The organism is Luteimonas sp. TWI662, from assembly GCF_039673825.1.
Taxonomy (GTDB): Bacteria; Pseudomonadota; Gammaproteobacteria; order Xanthomonadales; family Xanthomonadaceae; genus Luteimonas.
Map to the genome: position 1 here is coordinate 25,695 of NZ_JBDJMI010000012.1, position 18,676 is coordinate 44,370.

17 protein-coding genes and 1 pseudogene are annotated in these 18,676 nt (G+C 71.0%); 11 read left to right on the top strand and 7 right to left on the bottom strand.

What is annotated here, in order from left to right; all coding sequences use genetic code 11:
- Positions 1-42 precede the first annotated feature (42 nt).
- From dinG to ABE488_RS10060, 7 genes are all read left to right on the top strand, one after another.
- Entirely contained in the window at positions 43-2,205 is a 2,163-nt protein-coding gene (dinG, locus tag ABE488_RS10030) for an ATP-dependent DNA helicase DinG (RefSeq protein WP_346448184.1), read from the top strand.
- Positions 2,206-2,329: 124 nt separating this feature from the next.
- Positions 2,330-3,316, top strand: a complete 987-nt coding sequence (locus tag ABE488_RS10035) for a YihY/virulence factor BrkB family protein (RefSeq protein ID WP_346448185.1) — start codon at positions 2,330-2,332, stop codon at positions 3,314-3,316.
- 70 nt (positions 3,317-3,386) lie between these two features.
- Entirely contained in the window at positions 3,387-3,662 is a 276-nt protein-coding gene (locus tag ABE488_RS10040) for a type II toxin-antitoxin system Phd/YefM family antitoxin (protein WP_346444790.1), read from the top strand.
- The gene (locus ABE488_RS10045) at positions 3,655-3,981 is read left to right on the top strand and encodes a type II toxin-antitoxin system RelE/ParE family toxin (protein ID WP_346444792.1); all 327 of its coding nucleotides are present in this window, start codon (positions 3,655-3,657) and stop codon (positions 3,979-3,981) included. Before ABE488_RS10040 ends, ABE488_RS10045 begins: the two co-directional genes overlap by 8 nt.
- A gap of 1 nt (position 3,982) precedes the next feature.
- The gene (dnaG, locus tag ABE488_RS10050) at positions 3,983-5,710 is read left to right on the top strand and encodes a DNA primase (RefSeq protein WP_346444794.1); all 1,728 of its coding nucleotides are present in this window, start codon (positions 3,983-3,985) and stop codon (positions 5,708-5,710) included.
- 309 nt (positions 5,711-6,019) lie between these two features.
- Positions 6,020-6,241: a hypothetical protein gene (locus ABE488_RS10055; RefSeq protein ID WP_346448186.1), complete on the top strand. Its 222-nt coding sequence runs from the start codon at positions 6,020-6,022 to the stop codon at positions 6,239-6,241.
- 216 nt (positions 6,242-6,457) lie between these two features.
- Complete coding sequence (locus tag ABE488_RS10060; RefSeq protein ID WP_346444798.1) at positions 6,458-7,099, top strand: hypothetical protein; 642 nt, start codon at positions 6,458-6,460, stop codon at positions 7,097-7,099.
- Positions 7,100-7,123: 24 nt separating this feature from the next.
- Here the strand turns inward: ABE488_RS10060 and ABE488_RS10065 are convergent, their stop codons facing one another.
- The 3 genes from ABE488_RS10065 to ABE488_RS10075 form a co-directional block, all read right to left on the bottom strand.
- Entirely contained in the window at positions 7,124-8,371 is a 1,248-nt protein-coding gene (locus tag ABE488_RS10065) for an MFS transporter (RefSeq protein ID WP_346444839.1), read from the bottom strand.
- 71 nt (positions 8,372-8,442) lie between these two features.
- A complete protein-coding gene (locus ABE488_RS10070) occupies positions 8,443-9,246 on the bottom strand; it encodes an exodeoxyribonuclease III (RefSeq protein ID WP_346444800.1) in 804 nt (267 codons plus the stop codon).
- Between the two features lie 84 nt (positions 9,247-9,330).
- On the bottom strand, positions 9,331-10,389 hold the full coding sequence (locus ABE488_RS10075) for a cytochrome-c peroxidase (RefSeq protein WP_346444802.1): 1,059 nt from the start codon (positions 10,387-10,389) through the stop codon (positions 9,331-9,333).
- A gap of 145 nt (positions 10,390-10,534) precedes the next feature.
- Here ABE488_RS10075 and pyrE point away from each other — a divergent pair, with 145 nt between their 5' ends.
- The 4 genes from pyrE (at position 10,535) to ABE488_RS10095 (ending at position 13,790) form a co-directional block, all read left to right on the top strand.
- On the top strand, positions 10,535-11,194 hold the full coding sequence (pyrE, locus tag ABE488_RS10080; protein ID WP_346448188.1) for an orotate phosphoribosyltransferase: 660 nt from the start codon (positions 10,535-10,537) through the stop codon (positions 11,192-11,194).
- A 32-nt stretch (positions 11,195-11,226) separates the two neighbouring features.
- Entirely contained in the window at positions 11,227-11,871 is a 645-nt protein-coding gene (locus tag ABE488_RS10085) for a hypothetical protein (protein ID WP_346444806.1), read from the top strand.
- 103 nt (positions 11,872-11,974) lie between these two features.
- Positions 11,975-12,769 carry an undecaprenyl-diphosphate phosphatase gene (locus ABE488_RS10090; protein ID WP_346444808.1) on the top strand — a complete coding sequence of 265 codons (795 nt, stop codon included), beginning with the start codon at positions 11,975-11,977 and terminating at the stop codon, positions 12,767-12,769.
- Positions 12,770-12,962: 193 nt separating this feature from the next.
- Positions 12,963-13,790 (top strand): META and DUF4377 domain-containing protein, encoded by an 828-nt coding sequence (locus tag ABE488_RS10095; RefSeq protein WP_346448190.1) that lies wholly within the window; start codon positions 12,963-12,965, stop codon positions 13,788-13,790.
- A gap of 82 nt (positions 13,791-13,872) precedes the next feature.
- On the opposite strand, the gene ABE488_RS10100 is transcribed toward ABE488_RS10095, so the two are convergent.
- From ABE488_RS10100 to ABE488_RS10115, 4 genes and pseudogenes are all read right to left on the bottom strand, one after another.
- On the bottom strand, positions 13,873-14,490 hold the full coding sequence (locus ABE488_RS10100; RefSeq protein WP_346448191.1) for a YbhB/YbcL family Raf kinase inhibitor-like protein: 618 nt from the start codon (positions 14,488-14,490) through the stop codon (positions 13,873-13,875).
- A 37-nt stretch (positions 14,491-14,527) separates the two neighbouring features.
- Positions 14,528-16,597 carry a tetratricopeptide repeat protein gene (locus ABE488_RS10105; RefSeq protein WP_346448193.1) on the bottom strand — a complete coding sequence of 690 codons (2,070 nt, stop codon included), beginning with the start codon at positions 16,595-16,597 and terminating at the stop codon, positions 14,528-14,530.
- A 227-nt stretch (positions 16,598-16,824) separates the two neighbouring features.
- Positions 16,825-17,799, bottom strand: a pseudogene (locus ABE488_RS10110) (alpha/beta fold hydrolase); the annotation flags it as partial.
- A gap of 59 nt (positions 17,800-17,858) precedes the next feature.
- Positions 17,859-18,662, bottom strand: a complete 804-nt coding sequence (locus tag ABE488_RS10115) for a lysophospholipid acyltransferase family protein (protein WP_346444816.1) — start codon at positions 18,660-18,662, stop codon at positions 17,859-17,861.
- Positions 18,663-18,676: the final 14 nt, after the last annotated feature.

Below are 18,676 nucleotides of genomic sequence, written 5' to 3' on the forward strand. Positions count from 1 at the left end.
GGCCCGCTCAATCGGTGCGACCGGCCGTGGGACAATGCGCGCATGGGCGAACCCGAACTCCAGCCGCCGGCCCGGCCCGCGGCCGATGCGCCGCCGCGCGTCCTCACCGAGGCATTGAAGGCCGACATCCGTGCCGCGTACGCGAAGCTCCAGGCCAACACGCCCGGCTTCAGTACGCGTCGCTCGCAGAGCGCGATGATCGGGCTGGTCTCGCGCGCGCTCGCGACTTCGGGCGGCATCGGCGTGGCCGAGGCACCGACTGGCGTCGGCAAGTCGCTCGCCTACCTGACGGCCGGCGTGCCGATCGCGCTGGCGACGAAGAAGAAGCTCGTCGTGAGCACCGGCACGGTCGCGTTGCAGTCGCAGTTGGTCGAGCGCGACATTCCTGCGTTCCTCGCCGCCACCGGGCTGGAGGCGAAGGTCGCGCTGGCCAAGGGCCGCACCCGCTATCTGTGCACCCGCAACGCCGCCGAATTGCATGCCGAGCACAGCCAGGGCACGTTGCTGCCGGGCGACGCCGGGCCGGACGAGGGCGGCGACTTCGAGCGCCAGCTCTTTGATCGCCCGCTGGCGCCGCACGAGGTCGATGCCGCGCACCGCCTGCTCGAAGCGCATGCCGACCGGCTGTGGGACGGCGATCTCGATGCCGCGCCCGAGCCGGTGTCGCCGGCGCTGCGCTCGCGTATCACCACGCCGGCGTCGGGCTGTGCTGGGCGGCGCTGCAGCTTCGCCCAGCAATGCCCGGTGCTGCGTGCGCGCACCACCGTGCGCGAGGCGCAGATCGTGGTCACCAACCACGCGCTGCTGCTGTCGTCGCTGGCGATGGGCGATGTCGAGAACGGCCAGCCGCTGCTGGCACCGCCCGGCGAGATGCTGCTGGTGCTCGACGAGGGCCATCACGTGGCCAACGTCGCGATCGACCAGGGCGCCGCGCGCCTGCCGCTGGCCGACATGGCCAAGCGCACCGGCCGCATGCAGATCCTGATCGCGGGCAGTTACCGCCTGGTCGACAAGGAGCGCATCGGCACACTGCTGCCCAACGAGGCGATCGACCTGGCGGCGCGGGTGTCGAAGGCGCTCAAGGCGTTCCAACTGGACGTGGACCGGGTCTGGCAACCCGAGCCGGGCGAGCGTGAACCGATGTGGCGCGCGCCGCTGGGGCGGCTGCCGGCCGACTGGGCACCGGCGATCGAGACGCTGGCCGAGGACACCCGCGCACTGCTCAACTGGGTGCACGCCGCGCAGCAGGCGGTCGCGCGCGCCAAGCAGGACGACCCGGCGCGCGAGAAGCTGCAACGCAGCCTGGGCATGGCACTGGAGATGGTCGAGCAGCAGCACGATCTGTGGGCCGGCTGGCGCCGCGAAGACCGCGACGGCGCACCGCCGATGGCGCGCTGGGTCACCGCGACGCGCGAAGGCGACCTCGCGCTGCACTGCTCGCCGGTCTCGGCCGCGCATGTGCTGCGCAAGCTGTTGTGGAAGGAGGTCGATTCGGTGGTCATGACCTCGGCCACGCTGACCGGCGGCGGCGATTTCCAGTCGTTCGCGATCGACACCGGCCTGCCCGAGCACGCCGAGACCGCGTCGCTGCCCTCCCCGTTCGACCTGCCGCGGCAGGCGCAATTGGTGGTGCCGCCGTTCCCGGTGCCGCCCGACGACCGCGAAGGGCATCCGAAGGCGGTCGCCGACTGGTTGGCACGCGAACTGGACTGGAAGAAAGGCAGCATGGTGCTGTTCACCTCGCGCTGGAAGATGGAGAAGGTCGCCGAACTGATGCCGGCCTCGCGACGCGGTGCGATCCAGCTCCAGAGCGCGGGCAACAAATCGCAGGTCGTCGCCGCGCACCTGGAGCGCGTCGCCGCCGGCAAGGGCTCGGTGCTGTTCGGACTCAACTCGTTCGGCGAGGGCCTCGACCTGCCCGGCGAGGCCTGCACGACGGTCGTCATCACCCAGGTCCCGTTCGCAGTGCCGACCGACCCGCAGACCGCGACGCTCGGCGAATGGCTCGAGGCCCGTGGCCTGAATCCGTTCAACCTGATCGCAGTGCCGCACGCTCTGCGCACGTTGACCCAGTTCGCCGGCCGGCTGATCCGCACGTCCAGCGACACCGGCCGCGTGGTGATCCTCGATTCGCGATTGCTGACCCGTCGCTACGGCAAGCGCATCCTCGATGCGCTGCCGCCGTTCGAACGCGTGATCGGCTGAGCGGCGGCGCGCATGCGGCGTGTTCATCACGCGCCCATACCGCCGCGCGCTTAGAGTGACGGCCACGCCGGAAACGGACAGCTCCGCGCAGACCGCACGCCCGGCCCCGATCACGACCGACCGCATGAACGTACCCAGCCCCCCACCGTCCTCGCCCGAAACCGCCGATGTTCCCCCTGTGCCGCATACGCGCTGGTCGCGCGCGCGCCGGCGCTTGGACAGGACGGTCGAACGCGTCGAGGACAGCGTGCCGGCGACGCTGGTCAAGCGCTTCGTCGACGCGGACCTGCTGACCCAGGCCGCGTCGCTGTCGTTCTACACGCTGATCTCGCTGGCGCCGCTGCTGGTGCTGGTGCTGTGGATCACCGCCTCGCTGTATCCCCCGGCACAGGATGCCCTGCTCGAGCAGATCGGCGAGCTCGCCGGCGAAGGCGCGCGGACGGTGGCCGGCACGGTCATCCAGAACGCCAACGAACAGCCCGATGTCGGCTCGCTCGCGGGCCTGTGGAGCACGCTGCTGCTGTTCGTCGGCGCGACGGTGGTGTTCGCGCAGTTGCAGGGCACGCTGAACCTGATCTTCAAGACCGACAGCGGCCACATTCCCGGCGGGTTGAAGGCGTTCCTGCGCAAGCGCGTGTTCTCAGCGGGCGTGGTGTTCGCGCTCGGCTTCCTGGTGCTGGCCTCGACCCTGCTGACCACCGCGGTCGAGGTGATCTTCGCCAACGTGCCGACGGTGCTGCCCTTGATCGGCAACACGCTGATGCTGGTGCTCTACTCGCTGGCGTTCGCATTGCTCTACCACTACCTGCCCGATCGACGCGTGCGCTGGCGCCAGGCGCTGTTCGGTGGCCTCATCACCTCGGTGCTGTTCGTGTTCGGGCGCTGGGCCATCGGGCTGTACATCACCCACGCCGCGCCGGGCAGCGCCTATGGCTCGTTCGGCACCCTGGTGATCCTGCTGATCTGGATGTACTACGCGGCGACGATCTTCTTCGTCGGCGCGCTGATCACCGCGGTCGTCGACGAGCGCCTGCGCCGGGCATCGGTCGACCGCGCGCTGCGCAAACGCGCCGAGCGGCAGGCCGCCGGAACGAACGCAAGCGCGGGCTGACAGCCGCACGCGCAGCGAGACGCGATCGGACTATAATTGGACCAAATTCAGTCCTTGCAGGGCGATCGCCATGACCGAATCCGTCATCAGCCTGAGCGACTTCAAGTCCGAGGCCAGCCAGTGGCTCAAACAGCTGCAAGAAGACCGGCAGGCCGTGATCCTGACGCAGAACGGGCGCGGCGCCGCCGTGGTGCAGAGCTACGAGAGCTACCAGCGCCAGCAGCAGAGCCTGTTGATGATGAAGCTGGTCGCCCAGGGCGAGGCCGACATCCGCACAGGTCGCACCCAGCCGCAAGACGAGGTCTTCGCCGAGCTGCGCGCCCGGCTGGACGCCGGGCATGGCTGAACGTGCGGTCCACTGGACGCAGACCGCCCAACAGGATCTGTCCGCCATCGTCGACTATATCGCCGCCGAAAATCCGCATGCGGCGCTGGCGATGCTGGACACGCTGCAGCAGCGTGCCGCGACCCTGGAACGCCACAGCGAGCGGGGGCGCATCGTGCCTGAGCTCGGCGACGCCGGTCTCTCGCAGTACCGGGAACTGGTCGTCAAGCCGTGGCGGATCCTCTATCTGCCGGGCACTGACACGGTGCATATCGTCGCGGTCCTGGACAGCCGCCGCGACCTGCAGACGCTGCTGCTCGAACGCTTGATGCGCTCCTGACATGGCCCGTATCCCCGACGCCTTCATCGACGACCTGCTCGCCCGGACGGACATCGTCGAGGTGATCAATGCGCGCGTGCCGCTCAAGCGGCAGGGCAAGGAGTACGCGGCGCGCTGCCCGTTCCACGACGAACGCTCGGCCAGCTTCACCGTCTCGCCGACTAAGCAGTTCTACCACTGCTTCGGCTGCGGGGCGCATGGCACTGCGATCTCGTTCCTGATGAACTACGACCGTCTCGAGTTCCTCGATGCGGTGGACGAACTGGCCAAGCGCGCCGGCATGGAGATCCCGCGCGAGACGACACAACGCGAGGCGCGGCCCGACAGCGCGCCGATGTACGAGGCGCTCGAGGCCGCGACCCGGTTCTTCCGGCGGCAGTTGGCCGGCAGCGACAAGGTGCGCGCCTACCTCGACCGTCGCGGCGTCGACGAGGCGATACGCGAGCAGTTCGCGATCGGCTACGCGCCAGACGGTTTTTCGGCGCTCAAGGATGCGCTGGGCAAGGACGACACGCGCCGCATCTCGGTGCTGGAGAAGGTCGGCCTGCTGTCGAAGAACGAACGCGGGCACAGCTACGACAAATTCCGCGACCGGGTGATCTTTCCGATCCATGATCGCCGCGGCCGGCCGATCGCGTTCGGCGGCCGGGTGCTGGCGGCCGAGGATTCGCCCAAATACCTCAACTCGCCCGAGACGCCGCTGTTCCACAAGGGCCGCGAGCTCTACGGCCTGTGGCAGGTGCGCCAGGCCAACCAGAAGATCGAGCGGCTGGTGGTCGTGGAGGGCTACATGGACGTGGTCGCGCTGTTCCAGCACGGCCTGCCGCAGGCGGTCGCCACCTTGGGCACGGCGACCACGCCCGACCACGCCGAGCTGCTGTTCCGCAATGCGGCCGATGTGTACTTCTGCTTCGACGGCGACGCCGCCGGTCGGCGCGCAGCGACGCGCGCGATGGAATCGGTGCTGCCGCGCATGCGCGACGGCCGCCAGGCGTTCTTCCTGTTCCTGCCCGACGGCGAGGACCCGGACACCATCGTGCGCCAGGAGGGCGTGCAGGGCTTCGAGGCGCGACTGGCGCAGGCCACACCGTTGTCGACGTTCTTCTTCGACACCATCGGCGATGGCATCGCGCTGTCGACGCTCGACGGCAAGGCCCGACTGGCCGAGCGCGCCAAACCGATGCTGGCGCAGATTCCCGACGGCGCCTTCGCCGATCTGATGCGTCAGCGATTGACCGAGCTCACCGGACTGGGCCGGCCTGCGGCGTCGGCGCCCGCGCTGCCCGCGCGCATGCCGCGCGGTGGACGCGCGGTGCCGGCGCCACGGCGCAGTCTGGTGCGCCACGCGATCGCGCTGCTGTTGCAGAAGCCCGCGATGGCCGCGACGCTGCCACCGCCGTATCCGTTCGTCGCGCTGCAGCAGCCAGGCATCGACCTGCTGACCGAGTTGATCGCGGTCGCCAGCGTGCGCCCCGACATCAGCACCGGCTCGCTGCTTGCCCACTTCGACGGCCGCGACGAGGCGACGGCGCTGCAGAAACTTGCCAGCCAGTCGCTGCCGGGCGACGAGGCGACCTGGGAGATCGAGTTGCGCGACGTCGTTGCCCAGCTCGACCGGCAGGTGTTGCAGCAGCGCATCGACGACCTCTTGGCCCGCCAGCGCGAGGGCGCGCTCGACGCCGCCGGCAAACAGACCCTGCGCGAACTGCTGAGCCAGCGTGCGGGATGATCCATCCGACATGGCACGCGCGTCCGAGCACGGCATGATCGAGGACCTGCAGGTGGTGCTGCACAACGGGCGGCGCCGCTCGCCGCAGCGCCCTCTGTCCGACGTGCCGCTGATGGCGCAGGCGCCATCGTCCGACTACGCCGTCGTCGCGTTCGAGTGGTATGCGCAGGGCCACCGCCACACACGCGCCTGTGGGCGCAGACACAGGCGATCATCCGCGCACCGGATGGGGCGTCGCTGGTGGTGTTGCAGGATTACCGTGCCCACGGACCCGACAACGTCCTCGTGCTGTCACCATGCGGCACGCCGTTGCGCAGGATCGAGACCCCCTATCCGCAGCTGCCCGACGCTCACCCGCAGGCCGATTTTTGGTTCCAGGACATCCGCTGCGACGGCGGACACGTCGTCCTGCAGGTGTTCGCGATCTGGATGCATCCGATTCACCGCAGGCCGGCCATGCCGAGCTACGACGCGATCTACGATCCTGCAACCTGGACGTGCCTGTCGCTGCAATGGCGGCCGATGCTGTAGCCCCGGCAAGGAACGCGCGGCCGTCCGGCGATGCCAACGCATTATCGACGCGCCCTTAACTCCGGCGCTGGTCTCATCCGCCGCGGGGGATCACCGGCAACGCCATCGCGGGCGCAACGCGCCTGTCGTCGGCCCTGCCTTGCCACAACGACGGCCGAAGTCCGCACAGACGGGCCCGGCCAGGTCCCCGCTGTCTCCCTCCACAGGATGTCTGCCATGCGTTTCACGAGCCGCCCCCGCCTGCGCCACGGCGCAACCGCCCTGCTTCTTGCCAGCCTGCTGGCCGCCGGCTGCGCGAAGATCGACACGCCGCCGGCACTGGTCAAGCCGTTGCACATCGACCTGTCGGCGCCCGTCGCCGAGCAGGTGGACCTGGCCTGGCCGCAGCGCGACGGCGCGCTCGCCAGCGAGCACACGATCGCGCAGGCGCGCCAGGTCACGTTGCGGCTGCCCGACGGCCGACTGTTGACGGTGCCGGCCGAACGGGTCGCGTTCCGCCAGCAGGACGGCATGCTCGCCAGCGTCAACATCGAGCCCAGCGGCGCCGGCGGCGAGCACACCGCGGCCCTGGACCAGGTGCGTGGCCTGCTCGAGGACAATCGCCTGCTCGACCCGACGCTCGCCCACGAACTCGACGGCTGGGCAGTCGCAGGCGGCGCGCCGCAGACCGCGCGCGTGGTGATCCGCGACGTGGACGTGCAGGTGGGCTTGCGTCCGGACCGCCGGATCGGCTGGCAGAGCACGCTCGATTTCGCGCCGCGCACCTGCCAGATGCCGGCCGGCCTCGATGGCGACCCCGACGCCTGCCTGCATACGCCCCCGGCGACCGAGCGTGCGCTCGCCGACGCGCAAGGCTGACACCGCGATACGGCGGCGCCAGACCTATGCGCTGGCGTCGCCCTGGGTACCGGCCGCGGCGTCCTCGCCGAGTCGCACACGCGGCTTGAGCCAGAAGAACAGCAGCAACGCCGGCGCCGCGACGACCGCAGTGATCACGAAGTAGACCGCATAGCCTTCGGTGACTTCGACGATCCAGCCCGAGAAGAACCCCAGCAGCTTGCCGGGCAACATGATCAGCGACGAGAACAGCGCGTACTGCGTGGCGGTGTAGCGCTGGTTGACCAGCGCCGACATGTACGCCACCGCCACCGTGCCGAGGAAGCCCTGCGCCAGGTTCTCGCCGGAGATCACGATCGTGAGCCGGGTCAGGTCGCCGTCGGCGCCGATCAGTGCCAGATACAGCAGGTTGCTCGCCGCGCCCAGCACGATGGCCACGAACAGCGGCCACTGCACCCCCCAGCGCGCAACCGCCACGCCACCCAGAAACGCACCGGCGATGCCGATCCAGATGCCATACACCTTGGTGACCGCGGCAATCTCGGTCTTGCTGAAGCCCTGATCGAGATAGAACGGGCCGATGATGCCCCCGATCAGCGCCTGGTCGGAGATCTTCATCGCCAGGATGAACAACAGGATCGCCAGCGCGACCTTCCCGCCGAAGCGGCGGAAGAAATCCGCAAATGGCTCGACCACGCCTTCGCGCAGCCCCTGCGCCCAGTTCTGCGCGCGCACGCGCACCACGTCGGGCTCGCGCGCCAGCAGGCAGGCAACGATCGGCAGCAGCATGCAGGCGGCCATCGCCCGGTAGACCATCGGCCAGGCGACGTGGTCGGCCAACACCAGCGCCAGCGCGCCGGTGACGATCAGTGCGATGCGGTAGCCCAGCGAATAGGTCGCCACGAGCGCGCCCTGCGCGTTGGCCGGTGCGATCTCGACGCGATAGGCGTCGACTGCGATGTCGAGGGTGGCGCCGGAGAACGCGACCAGCAGCGTCAGCGCGACGAACAGCGCCAGCGGTCCGGTGCCGACGGCGGCCATGCCCAGCAACCCCGCCATCACCGCCGCCATCGCCAGCAGCAGCCAGCCGCGGCGCTGGCCCAGGCGCCCGAGCAGCGGCAGCCGCCAGCGGTCGACCAGCGGCGCCCACAGGAACTTGAACGAGTACGCCATGCCGGCGCTGGCGATCATCGTGATGTCGCGCAGCTCCATGCCGCCCTCGCGCAGCCAATAGGCGAGCGTGCCGGCGACGAGCAGGAACGGCAGGCCGGATGCGAAGCCGAACAGGAACATCGTCCACGCCGCGGGCTGGGTGAAGGCCCGCCAGATCGACGGTTTGCCGGCGCTTGCCGGCGCAGCAGCGCTCACGCGCGGTAGTCCACGACGAGTGGCGCGTGGTCGGAGAAGCGCGGTTCGGCATGGACGGCGGCGGCCTGGATGCGCTCGCGCAGCGAGGGCGTGACGAACTGGTAGTCGATGCGCCACCCCACGTTGTTGGCACGGGCCGCGCCGCGGTTGCTCCACCACGTGTACTCGGCGGCCTCGGGCCGCAGCACGCGCAGCGCGTCGAGCCAGCCGGTTGCCGGCGGATCGCACAGGCCGTCGCCGCAGGCATCGGCGATCATGCCGTTGAGCCAGGCGCGCTCGGGTGGGGTGCAGCCTGAGTTCTTCTGGTTGCTTGTCCAGTTGCGGATGTCGTTGCGGCTGCGCACGATGTTCCAGTCGCCGCACAGCACGTAGTCGCGGCCGCTGGCGAGCCATTCGTCGAGGATCGGCCGCAACCAGTCCATGACCTCGAACTTGAAGCCCTGGCGCAGATCGCCCGACGAGCCGGACGGGATGTAGAACGAGACCACGCTCAGGTTGCCGAAGCGCGCCTCGATGTAGCGGCCTTCATCGTCGAACGGCGCCCAGCCCAGCGCGGTGCACACCTCGTCGGGCTCGCGCCGGGCATAGATCGCGACCCCGCTGTAGCCCTTCTTGGTGGTCGCATCGCGGAACCAGGCCTTGTAGCCGGCCGGCAGGAACTCGGGGCCGGCGAGTTGGTGCTCCTGGGCCTTGGTCTCCTGCACGCACAGCACGTCGGCGTCCTGCGCGACGAACCAGTCGAAGAACCCCTTGCGGGCGGCCGAGCGCAGCCCATTGGCGTTGAAACTGATGATTCTCATGGCGCGAAGGGTAACCGACGCACGACCGGCAGTCCGCCCGATCGCCGCCGCACCGCCCAATCGCCGCGGCTCCCAAGAGCGCACCTACTCCGGCCGCGGCGTCGTCGCCGTGCTCGGCGGCAGCAGCGGATAGGCGATGTCGGGCTGCTGGCCGGTCAGGGTGCGCAGGAATGCGGCGATGGCTGCCACTTCGGCCGTTCCGAGTTCGCGGCCGAGCTGGCTGGTGCCCATGATCGCGACCGCCTGCTCCAGGTCCCAGACCTGTCCGCTGTGGAAGTAGGGCGCGGTCAGTTCGACATTGCGCAGCGGCGCGGCACGGAACACGTACGCATCGCTGGCCGTCTGGGTGACCGCGAAGCGGCCCTTGTCGCCGTCGGGCAGGATCTCCGCGCCGGGGCGGGCGATGACGCCGAACGGGAAGTACGCCTGGCCGCCGAAGTTCGCGCCGTTGTGGCAGGCCGCGCAGCCACTGTCGACGAACAACCGCAGGCCGCGGCGCTCGGTGGCATCGAGCGCATCGGCCTCGCCGCCGAGCCAGCGATCGAAGCGCGCGTGCGGGGTCACCAGCGTGGCCTCGAAGGCTTCCAGCGCGAGGGCCATGTGGTCGAAGCTCACCGGTGCGGCGTCGCCGGGAAATGCGGCGGTGAACAGCGCGACGTAGCGCGGCATGCTCAGCAGCGTCTCGACCACGCGCTCGGGCGTGTTGTTCATCTCCACGCTCGCCTGCACCGGGCCCTTCGCCTGCTCGGCGAGGTCGGCCGCGCGACCGTCCCAGAACTGCGCGGCATTGAACACCGCATTGAAGACCGTCGGCGAGTTGCGCGGCCCGCGCTGCCAGCCGTGACCGATCGAGACGGGCACGTTGTCGGCACCGCCGGTCCCGATGTTGTGACAGGTGTTGCAGCTGATGATGTGGCTGCGCGAAAGCCGCGGCTCGAAGAACAGCATCCGCCCCAGCTCGAGCCGTTCCTCGGTGATCGTGACACCGCGCACCTGGGTCGGCACCGCGCCCACCGTGCCGAACAGCGCCGCCGCGGTAGCGCGCAAGCCGTCGTCGTCGTCGCGCTGCGCCAGTGCGACACTGCCCGCGCCCAGTGCGAGGGCGACCGCAGCCGCCACGCCCACCACCCATCCTGTCCGCATCGCCCTGCTCCATCTCCATGACGCCTGCGAGGATGCGCGTCCAGGGCCGTGGCCGGCATTGATCGCACGCAACGGCGCCCCGATGCGGCCGGGCCCGCGTGTTGCCTTACCATTTCGGCTTTCCGCCCTCCCCACCAGGCCGCCGATGTCCGACCACCGCACCCGTTTCCTGCAGCTCGCCTTCGACGTGCAGGCGCTGCGCTTTGGCGAGTTCACGCTCAAGTCCGGCCGCGTCAGCCCGTACTTCTTCAATGCCGGGCGCTTCGACTCGGGCGCAGCCTTGGCGACGCTGGCGCGCTGCTACGCCGATGCGCTCGAGGCGGCCGGGCTCGACTTCGACCTGCTGTTCGGACCGGCCTACAAGGGCATTCCGCTGGCGAGCGCGCTGGGCGTGGAGTACGCGCGCCGCGGGCGCGACCTGCCGATCGCGTTCAACCGCAAGGAGGCCAAGACCCACGGCGAGGGCGGCACCTTGATCGGCGCACCGCTCGATGGCCGCCGGGTGCTGATCGTCGACGACGTGATCACCGCGGGCACCGCGATCGGCGAGGCGCTGGGACTGATCGACGCGGCCGGCGGGCAGGTGGCAGGCATCGCGATCGCGCTCGACCGCCAGGAGCGCCTGACCGACGACGATCCGCGATCGGCCGCCCAGCGCGTGGCCGATGCGCAGGGCGTGCCGGTGGTGTCGATCGCCGGGCTGTCGGATCTGCTTGCGTTCGCGGGCGAAAACGCGACACTGGACGCCGAGCGCGAGCGCCTGCTGGCCTACCGGTCGCAGTACGGAAGCGGCCCGGCGCGCTGAGGGCCCGCCAGCGCCGCCGGGGGAGGCACACGATGACGTTGCAGGGACTTTTGGCAGCCACGCTGCTGCTCGCCGCTACCACCGCAGCGGCGCAGACCGCGGCGCCCGACCGCAAGGTGTACTGCTGGGACGAAGGCGGCCGGCGGGTCTGCGGCGATGCCCTGCCCGCCTCGGCGGTGAACGCGGCGCGCACCGAGATCGACGCCCGCAGCGGCGTGCGCACCGCTGAGATCGGCCGCGCGCTCACCGACGAGGAACGCAGCGCGGCCGAGGCCGCGCAGGCGCAGGCGCAGCGCGAGGCCGAAGCGCGCGGCGTGCTGCAGCGGCGGGAGCTGGCGATGGTCGAGGCCTACGCGACCGAAGCCGACCTGCGGCGCGCCTACGGCGAGCGCATCGTGCTGGTCGAAGAAGCGATCAAGACCTCGCACCTGGGCATCGCCAACCTGCGCGCGAGCCTGCTGTCGCTGCTGCGCCAGGCCGCCGATCTGGAGCTGCGCGACGCGCCCGTCGACGCGACACTGGTCGCGGGCATCCGCGCCCAGCGCGCGGATCTGGAGCGCCAGACTGCGGTGCTGGAACAGCAATTGGCCGACCAGGCCGCGCTCGGCGGCGATCTGCGGGCGGCGATAGCACGCTATCGCGAACTCAAGCAGCCGGCGGCGGGCGTGCGGGACTGAACCGCGCAGGGCCGTTCCCGCATCCGGCGCGCGGCCCGGGTTTGGCCCCGCCCGGACCGGGCGCGTATGCTTGCCCGCCCCCACCGCTGCACCGTGAGTCCCTGTGTCCGACCCGATTTCCGCCCTGTTGCTCGGCATCATCGAGGGGCTCACCGAGTTCCTGCCCGTCTCCAGCACCGGTCACCTGCTGATCGCCCAGCACTGGCTCGGCGCCCGCTCCGATTTCTTCAACATCATCATCCAGGCCGGCGCGATCGTCGCGATCACGCTGGTGTTCCGCCAGCGGATCTGGAGCCTGACCACTGGCCTTGGCGAACGCGCCAACCGCGACTACGCGATGAAGCTGGCGCTGGCGTTCCTGGTCACCGCGCTGGTCGGCCTGCCCGTGCGCATGGCCGGCTGGGAGCTGCCCGAGACCGTCACACCGGTGGCCTGGGCGCTGGTGATCGGCGGGCTGTGGATGATCGTCGCCGAACGCCTGGCCGAGCGCAGGCCCGACCGCAGCGACGTGACCTGGACGGTCGCGGTGCTGGTGGGTCTGGCGCAGGTCGTGGCTGGCGTGTTCCCGGGCACGTCGCGCTCGGCGGCGGCGATCTTCATCGCAATGCTGGCCGGTTTGAGCCGCCGGTCGGCGGCGACCGAATTCGTGTTCCTGGTCGGCATTCCGACGATGTTCGCGGCCAGTGGCTACGCGTTCATGGAACTGTGGCTCGACCAGGGCCTGGGCGAAGAGGCCTGGGGCGATGTCGCGATCGCCTTCGTCGCCGCGATGGTGACGGGTTTCATCGTGGTCAAGTGGTTGCTCGGCTACATCAAGCGCCATCGCTTCACCGGCTTTGCGCTCTACCGCATCGCGCTCGGGCTGGGCCTGCTGCTATTGATGCCGTCGGGGGTCTGAGGCCTCGGCGACGCCCGCGCCTCCCCAGGCGTGTGATGCGCCCCGACCCCCAAGTGGGGACGGTGATATCGGTCACCCGATGGCCCGCGCGATGTTTGAACCGCGGGCCCTGCCCGCTCCGGCGTCCACGCAGTGCGTACAGGCGGGCCGGTTAAGCTTGCGCGCATCCGTCCGTCCGCCAAGGAGACCCCCGATGCGTCGTGCGCTGTCGCTGCTGCTGCCGTTCGCCTTGATCGCCTGCTCGCCGGCCACCTCCCCGCCCGATGCCGCCGCGACGCCGGATGCGCAGGCGGCGGCCGCCGACCTGCCCGACGCTGCGCCGGCCGACCACACGGCCACGCTCGGGGCCTATCACTGGCGCCTGGTGGATGCCCGCTCGGGCACCGGGGCACGGATCGACGGCCTGCTGGCCGAGGGCGGTGCGCCGTTGCAGCTCGATTTCCGCGATGGCGGCGTCCAGGTCTGCAACGCCTGCAACAACATGAGCGCGAACGTCGCGCTCGACGACGACCGCATGACCGTCGACCAGGTGATCTCGACGATGATGGCCTGCCAAGACCCGCGGCTGCAGACGCTCGAGCGCGAGATCGGCCAGCGCCTGCCCGGCACCCATCACATCACCATCGCCGAGGGCGAAGCCCCGCGGTTGACACTGCAGACCGAAGGCGGCGACGTGCTGACGTTCGAGGGCACGCCCACGCCCGCCACGCGCTACGGCGGCGCGGGCGAGCAGGTGTTCCTGGAGGTCGCGCCCGAGCGCGTGGCCTGCAGCCATCCGCTGATCCCCGACCACCGCTGCCTGCAGGTGCGCGAAGTGCGCTACGACGCCAACGGCGTGCGCGAGGCCGGCGACGCGCCGTGGGCGCCGCTGTACCAGGAGATCGAGGGCTTCACCCACGAAGACGGCACGCGCAACGTCGTGCGCGTGCAACGCTTCGATGTGGCCAACCCGCCGGCCGATGCGCCGGCGCAGGCGTATGTGCTCGACATGGTGGTCGAGTCGGAGACCGTCGCACGCTGAGCGCGACGGTATCGGGGCGTGCGCAACGACGCGCGCCCCGATACGCCGATCCCCGCCTGAGGCCGGGGTGCCCGCGCGGGCCTCAGGCCGGCGTGGCGCGCGGATGCAGCGCATAGCTGCCCCACACGGTCGCCTCGGCCAGCACATGGCCCTGGATCGCACGCTGCACGTCGCCTGCGGTGAAGCGCTCGGTCACGTCGAGACGTTCGACATCGAGGGCGAACAGGCGGAAGAAGTAGCGATGCGTGCGCAGGTCGTTGGGCGGCGGGTACGGGCCGTCGTAGCCGAACCAGTCGCCGGCCATGTCGGCATCGCCAGCAAACGAGCCGGTGTAGTCGTTCAGGCCCTGGCGCGCGCCCGCCGGCCCAGGCGGTCGGCGCTTGCCGCCCGGCGTCACGCCGTCGCTGGCGCTGCCTGCCTCGATCGCGCGCAGCTCGGCCGGCAGGTCGACCACCGCCCAGTGCACGAACGTGCCGCGCGGATGTTCGACCGGAATCTCGATATCGTCGCGACCGGCCAGCGACGGGTCGGTCGGGGCATCGGGGTCCAGGCACAGCAGCGCGAACGAACGCGTGCCCGCCGGGACCTCGTCCCAGGCCAAGTGCGGGTTGCGGTTGCCGCCCAAGCCGTCGGGCGTGCCTGCCGCGAACGCCGCCGGGATCGGCTGGCCGGGCGCGAAACTGTCGCTGTGGATGCGCATGGTGTCGTCTCCTGCGTGGCGGAAGTCGGGGCAGCGGTCAGGCCTGTGGATAGCCCAAGCGCACCGCGACCGGGGTCAATGCGGCGATCGGGCCGGCCAGCGCGTCGGTGTACGCGCGCCAGCGTCCGGCGGGCAGGCGATCGGCACCCAGCGCCTGCGGCGGCGGCACCGGGAAGCCGTCGAGCGCCAGGGCCTCGCCCAGCGCGGCCGCGACCGCCATCGGATCGGCAGTCGGCGCATCGGTGCGCACGACCGTGACCGGCATCAGTTGCTGCTCGATGAGGTCGGCGAACTGCGCCAGGTGGCGGGCCAACCAGTCGGCCGCGCCCTGGGCGTCGTCCACCCGCATGGTCAGCGCGGTACCGAACGCCAGCCATTCGAGCAGCATGTCGCGCGGATCGCGCAGCGCCAGCAGCAAGCGCGCCTGCGGCAGCTCGGGCCGCAGCGCCAGCAGCCAGGCGTTGTCCCACCACGGCAGCCAGTCGACGATCGCGCCCTCGCCGGCGTCGCGTGCCGGCAACTGGGTGCGCCAGCTGTCGACGATCTGTCGTGCGGTGAATTCGCCCGCAGCGAGCCGGGCCGGCACGCCCGTGTCCTGGAAGGCGTCGGCGACCGGACCGGCGAACCGGTCGGCGCGGAACTGGCGCACCGCGTGCCGCAGAAGGCCGGCGACGCGGTCGACCTGGGCGCCGGGCGGGCCATAGAGGAACACCGCCGCAGGCTGCGCCGCCAAAGTCTCGGCGACCGCCGGCCACTGCGCCGGCGCAGCCGTCGGCTCGGGCGGTGCGCTCGCCGCGGCGCTGGCCTCGACGCTGACCGCGGTCCAGGTCGCGACCGCATCGGCGTAGCGGCCGGCCGCGTCCTGGGCCAGGCCGACCCAGCGGCGCAGCATCAGGCGGGCGCCGTCGTGCGCGGTCGCCTGCAGGCCTTCGGCAAAGGTCACCGCCGCATCCGGGTCGCGTGCGAGCAGTTGGTTGAACAGGAACTCATTGGCTGCGCCATGGCCGGGCTGCAGTGCGGTGACCGCACGCGCGACCGCTTCGGCCGCCTCCATGTCGCCGGCGCCGGTCTCCAGCGACAGGCGCGCCTGCAACGCCGGCAGATGATCGGGACGTCGCGCGTTCCAGCGCTCGACGATGCTGCGCGCGGCCTCACCGGCGAACGGCTCGAACGCCAGCCGCGCAAGCCACAGGTGATCGTGCTCGGGCGCGGCGGCGAGCGCGGCATCGAGCGTGCTGCGGGCATCGTCCGCAGCGTCGGTCCTGCTCCACAGCTGGACCAGCGCATTGGTTGCACGGCGCGACTCGGGATGCGCGGCGAACGCGGCGTGGAGCAGCGGCGCGGCGCGCTCGGGGCGCCCGGCCTCCAGTTCGAGCTCGCCGCCCAGCGTCTGCCACGCCGGGGTGACCTGCGCCGGATCGGCCAGCAGTTCGGCGATCACGTCGGCGGCGTCGGCCGGACGGCCCTGCTGCAGCACGATCTGCGCCAGCAGCCCGCGCAGCGGCGCCTGGCCGGTCTTCTCGATCACGCGGCGGAACGCCTGCTCGGCGAACGCCAGGTGCCCGGCCGCGAGATAGCCGAAGGCCAGCGCGTGCAGCACCTGCAGGTCGTCCGGCGCCTGGCCGGACGCATGCGACAGCAGGCCCAGGGCGCGGTCGTGGTCGCCGCGGCGCGAGGCGATCGCGCCGGCGAGCATCGTCGTCCAGGGATGCTCGGGCGCCACGCGCTCGGCCAGCTTCTGCTGCTGCTCGGCTTCGTCGAGATCGCCGCGGCCGATCGCCAGCTGCGCGCGCATCACATAGGCGCCGAACTGGTTGGGATCGAGCGACACCGTCTGCGACAACGCCGCCTGCGCGGCCTCGATGTCGCGTGCGTCGAGCAGCATGCCCGCACGCTGGAAGTGCAGCTCGGCCTCGTCGGGCGCATCGGCGAGCGCGGCGTCGATCGCCGCCAGCGCGCCATCGCGGTCGCCAGCCGTGCGCAACGTAAGCGCGGCGGCGCGCAACAGGCCGACATCGCGGGGCGCATCGGCCAGGGCCTGGCGCGCGAGCGCGGCGGCGTCATCGTGGGCGCCGCGGCGCAGGGCATCGAGGATCTGTTGCTGCATGCTGGTGCCGGCGTGGCGCCGTCCGTCTGGCTGGGCCGGCCATTGTAGCGGGCCATCTGCTGACGGCCGGAGCGCGTGCCTCCGTCCGTCGCGCTGCGCGCGCCGACGTCCGCGATGCGGGGAAGTGATCTGCGCGGCGCCGCTCAACCGGCGCCGGGCGCCAGGTCGCTGCCGATCGCGCTCGCCAGGCGGGTGCGGGTGCCCGTCTCGCGTGCCGCGTCGGCATGTGCGTCGAGTCGCGCGGCGACCCAGCGTTCGGCGAACCCGTCGAGGTGGGCGTCGAGCAGGAAGCCGCAGTGCCCGCCCCAGCGGCTGAGTTCGATGCGGGCATGCGCCGGCAATGCCAGAGTGTGGAACGCGTCGAGCGGAATCACCGGATCGTCGGCCGCCATCAGGATGTCCGTCGGCACCTGCAGGCCGGCCAGGCGGTCGCCGGCGACCGAGTAGCCATCGAAGTAGTTGTCGAGCGTGCCGAAATCGGTGTGGGTCTGGACCAGCCACTCGGTCAGCTCGCGCATGCCCAGGCGCAAGGTGGCATCGTCGAATGCATGGCGGTCGGGGAACAGCGCGCGCTTGCGCCGCAGCGACGCACGCCAGGTGCGTTCGAAATGCCGCAGGTACAGCCGATGACCGCGCTCCATGTACACCATCGTGCGCGCCGGATCGACCACCGGACACACCGAGGCCACGCCGGCCAGCTGCAGGCCGACCGCCGGCGCGCGCAACGCCAGGCGCAGCACGAAGTTGCCACCGAGCGAGTAGCCGGCCGCAACCATCGGCCGGGCAGGAAAGCGCCGCGCCACGTCGAGCGCGGCATGGACGACCTCGTCGATCCGGTTGGAATGGAAGATCGCCTCGTTGAGGTGATGGCTGCCGCCGTGATCGCGGAAGTTCAGCCGGAACACCTCGTAACCGCGCTCGAGCATCCGCGCCGCGGTCAGGCGCATGTAGCTCGATTCGGTGCTGCCTTCCCAGCCGTGCAGCAGCAGGGCCAGCCCGCGCGACGCGGTGCCGGGCACCACCGAATGCAGACCGTGCAGGCGCACGCCCTCGCCGCCGTCGACCAGATGCTCGGTGGTCACCGCGCCGGTCGCCGCGAGCAGCCGGGCGCCGCGTCGGCGGCGCCAGGGGCTGCTGCCCAGCACGGTCTGCACATGCGGGCTGCGCAGCCAAGCCGGCGGCGCGTAGTCGCTGCCGCGCAGGCCGCCATCGGCGCCCGGCAGCCGGTCCGCATCCGCCGTCGCCGACGGATGCGCCGCGCTCATCCCGCCGCCTCCAGCGCGGCGACGATGCGCTCGCGCGAGACATCGGCGATCCGGCGCCGGCCCTCGCCTTCGCCCGGCAGGATCGGCTCGAGGAAGATCACGTCGGCCTGCCGCGGCGCCTCGCCCAGCAAACGCAGGAAGTTGGCGAAGAACGACTCGCGCTCACGGAACGCCACGATCGTCTGCGCCGCGCCGCCGACGCCGTAGCGCAACGCGACTGGCTGCACCGCGACATTGGCCTCGACCGCGGCCAGGAAGATGCGCGCGTGGAACGGGCCGACATGCGTGCCGCCACGCGTGCGCCCTTCGGGAAACACCGCGACCGGGCGTCCGGCGCGCAGCCGCGCGAGCATTTCCTGCAGCACCCCGCCCAGCGACTCCTGGTTGCCGCGCTGGTGGAAGATGGTCTCCCCGCGCGCGGCCAGCCAGCCCACCACCGGCCAGCCGGCGATCTCGCGCTTGGCGACGAAGCCCATCATCCGCTGGCTGTGCAGCGCGACGATGTCGACCCAGCTCACGTGGTTGGCGACGAACAGCGTCGCACCCGGCAACGGGGTGCCGATCCGACGCATCCGGAAACCGAACACCCGCATCAGCCCGCCCTGCCACCAGCGGATCATCCGGTGATCGATCCGCTCACCGCTGCGCAGCGTGCGCGCGCCGATCGGCGGCACCATCGACAACAGCACCAGCGGCAAGTGCACGAAGACGTGCCACAGCAGCATCGGCACGCGATACGCATAGCGCAAAGCGCGCACCGACGGGCCGCCGGTGCCGGCATGAATGGGGAAGGACGTCATGCGCGCACCATACC

Excerpts from the sequence above, each read along its gene's own strand:
- dinG (WP_346448184.1), top strand. The coding sequence starts at position 43 with ATGGGCGAACCCGAACTCCAGCCGCCGGCCCGGCCCGCGGCCGATGCG.
- ABE488_RS10035 (WP_346448185.1), top strand. The coding sequence starts at position 2,330 with ATGAACGTACCCAGCCCCCCACCGTCCTCGCCCGAAACCGCCGATGTT.
- ABE488_RS10040 (WP_346444790.1), top strand. The coding sequence starts at position 3,387 with ATGACCGAATCCGTCATCAGCCTGAGCGACTTCAAGTCCGAGGCCAGC.
- ABE488_RS10045 (WP_346444792.1), top strand. The coding sequence starts at position 3,655 with ATGGCTGAACGTGCGGTCCACTGGACGCAGACCGCCCAACAGGATCTG.
- dnaG (WP_346444794.1), top strand. The coding sequence starts at position 3,983 with ATGGCCCGTATCCCCGACGCCTTCATCGACGACCTGCTCGCCCGGACG.
- ABE488_RS10060 (WP_346444798.1), top strand. The coding sequence starts at position 6,458 with ATGCGTTTCACGAGCCGCCCCCGCCTGCGCCACGGCGCAACCGCCCTG.
- ABE488_RS10065 (WP_346444839.1), bottom strand. The coding sequence starts at position 8,371 with ATGTTCCTGTTCGGCTTCGCATCCGGCCTGCCGTTCCTGCTCGTCGCC.
- ABE488_RS10070 (WP_346444800.1), bottom strand. The coding sequence starts at position 9,246 with ATGAGAATCATCAGTTTCAACGCCAATGGGCTGCGCTCGGCCGCCCGC.
- ABE488_RS10075 (WP_346444802.1), bottom strand. The coding sequence starts at position 10,389 with ATGCGGACAGGATGGGTGGTGGGCGTGGCGGCTGCGGTCGCCCTCGCA.
- pyrE (WP_346448188.1), top strand. The coding sequence starts at position 10,535 with ATGTCCGACCACCGCACCCGTTTCCTGCAGCTCGCCTTCGACGTGCAG.
- ABE488_RS10085 (WP_346444806.1), top strand. The coding sequence starts at position 11,227 with ATGACGTTGCAGGGACTTTTGGCAGCCACGCTGCTGCTCGCCGCTACC.
- ABE488_RS10095 (WP_346448190.1), top strand. The coding sequence starts at position 12,963 with ATGCGTCGTGCGCTGTCGCTGCTGCTGCCGTTCGCCTTGATCGCCTGC.
- ABE488_RS10100 (WP_346448191.1), bottom strand. The coding sequence starts at position 14,490 with ATGCGCATCCACAGCGACAGTTTCGCGCCCGGCCAGCCGATCCCGGCG.
- ABE488_RS10105 (WP_346448193.1), bottom strand. The coding sequence starts at position 16,597 with ATGCAGCAACAGATCCTCGATGCCCTGCGCCGCGGCGCCCACGATGAC.
- ABE488_RS10115 (WP_346444816.1), bottom strand. The coding sequence starts at position 18,662 with ATGACGTCCTTCCCCATTCATGCCGGCACCGGCGGCCCGTCGGTGCGC.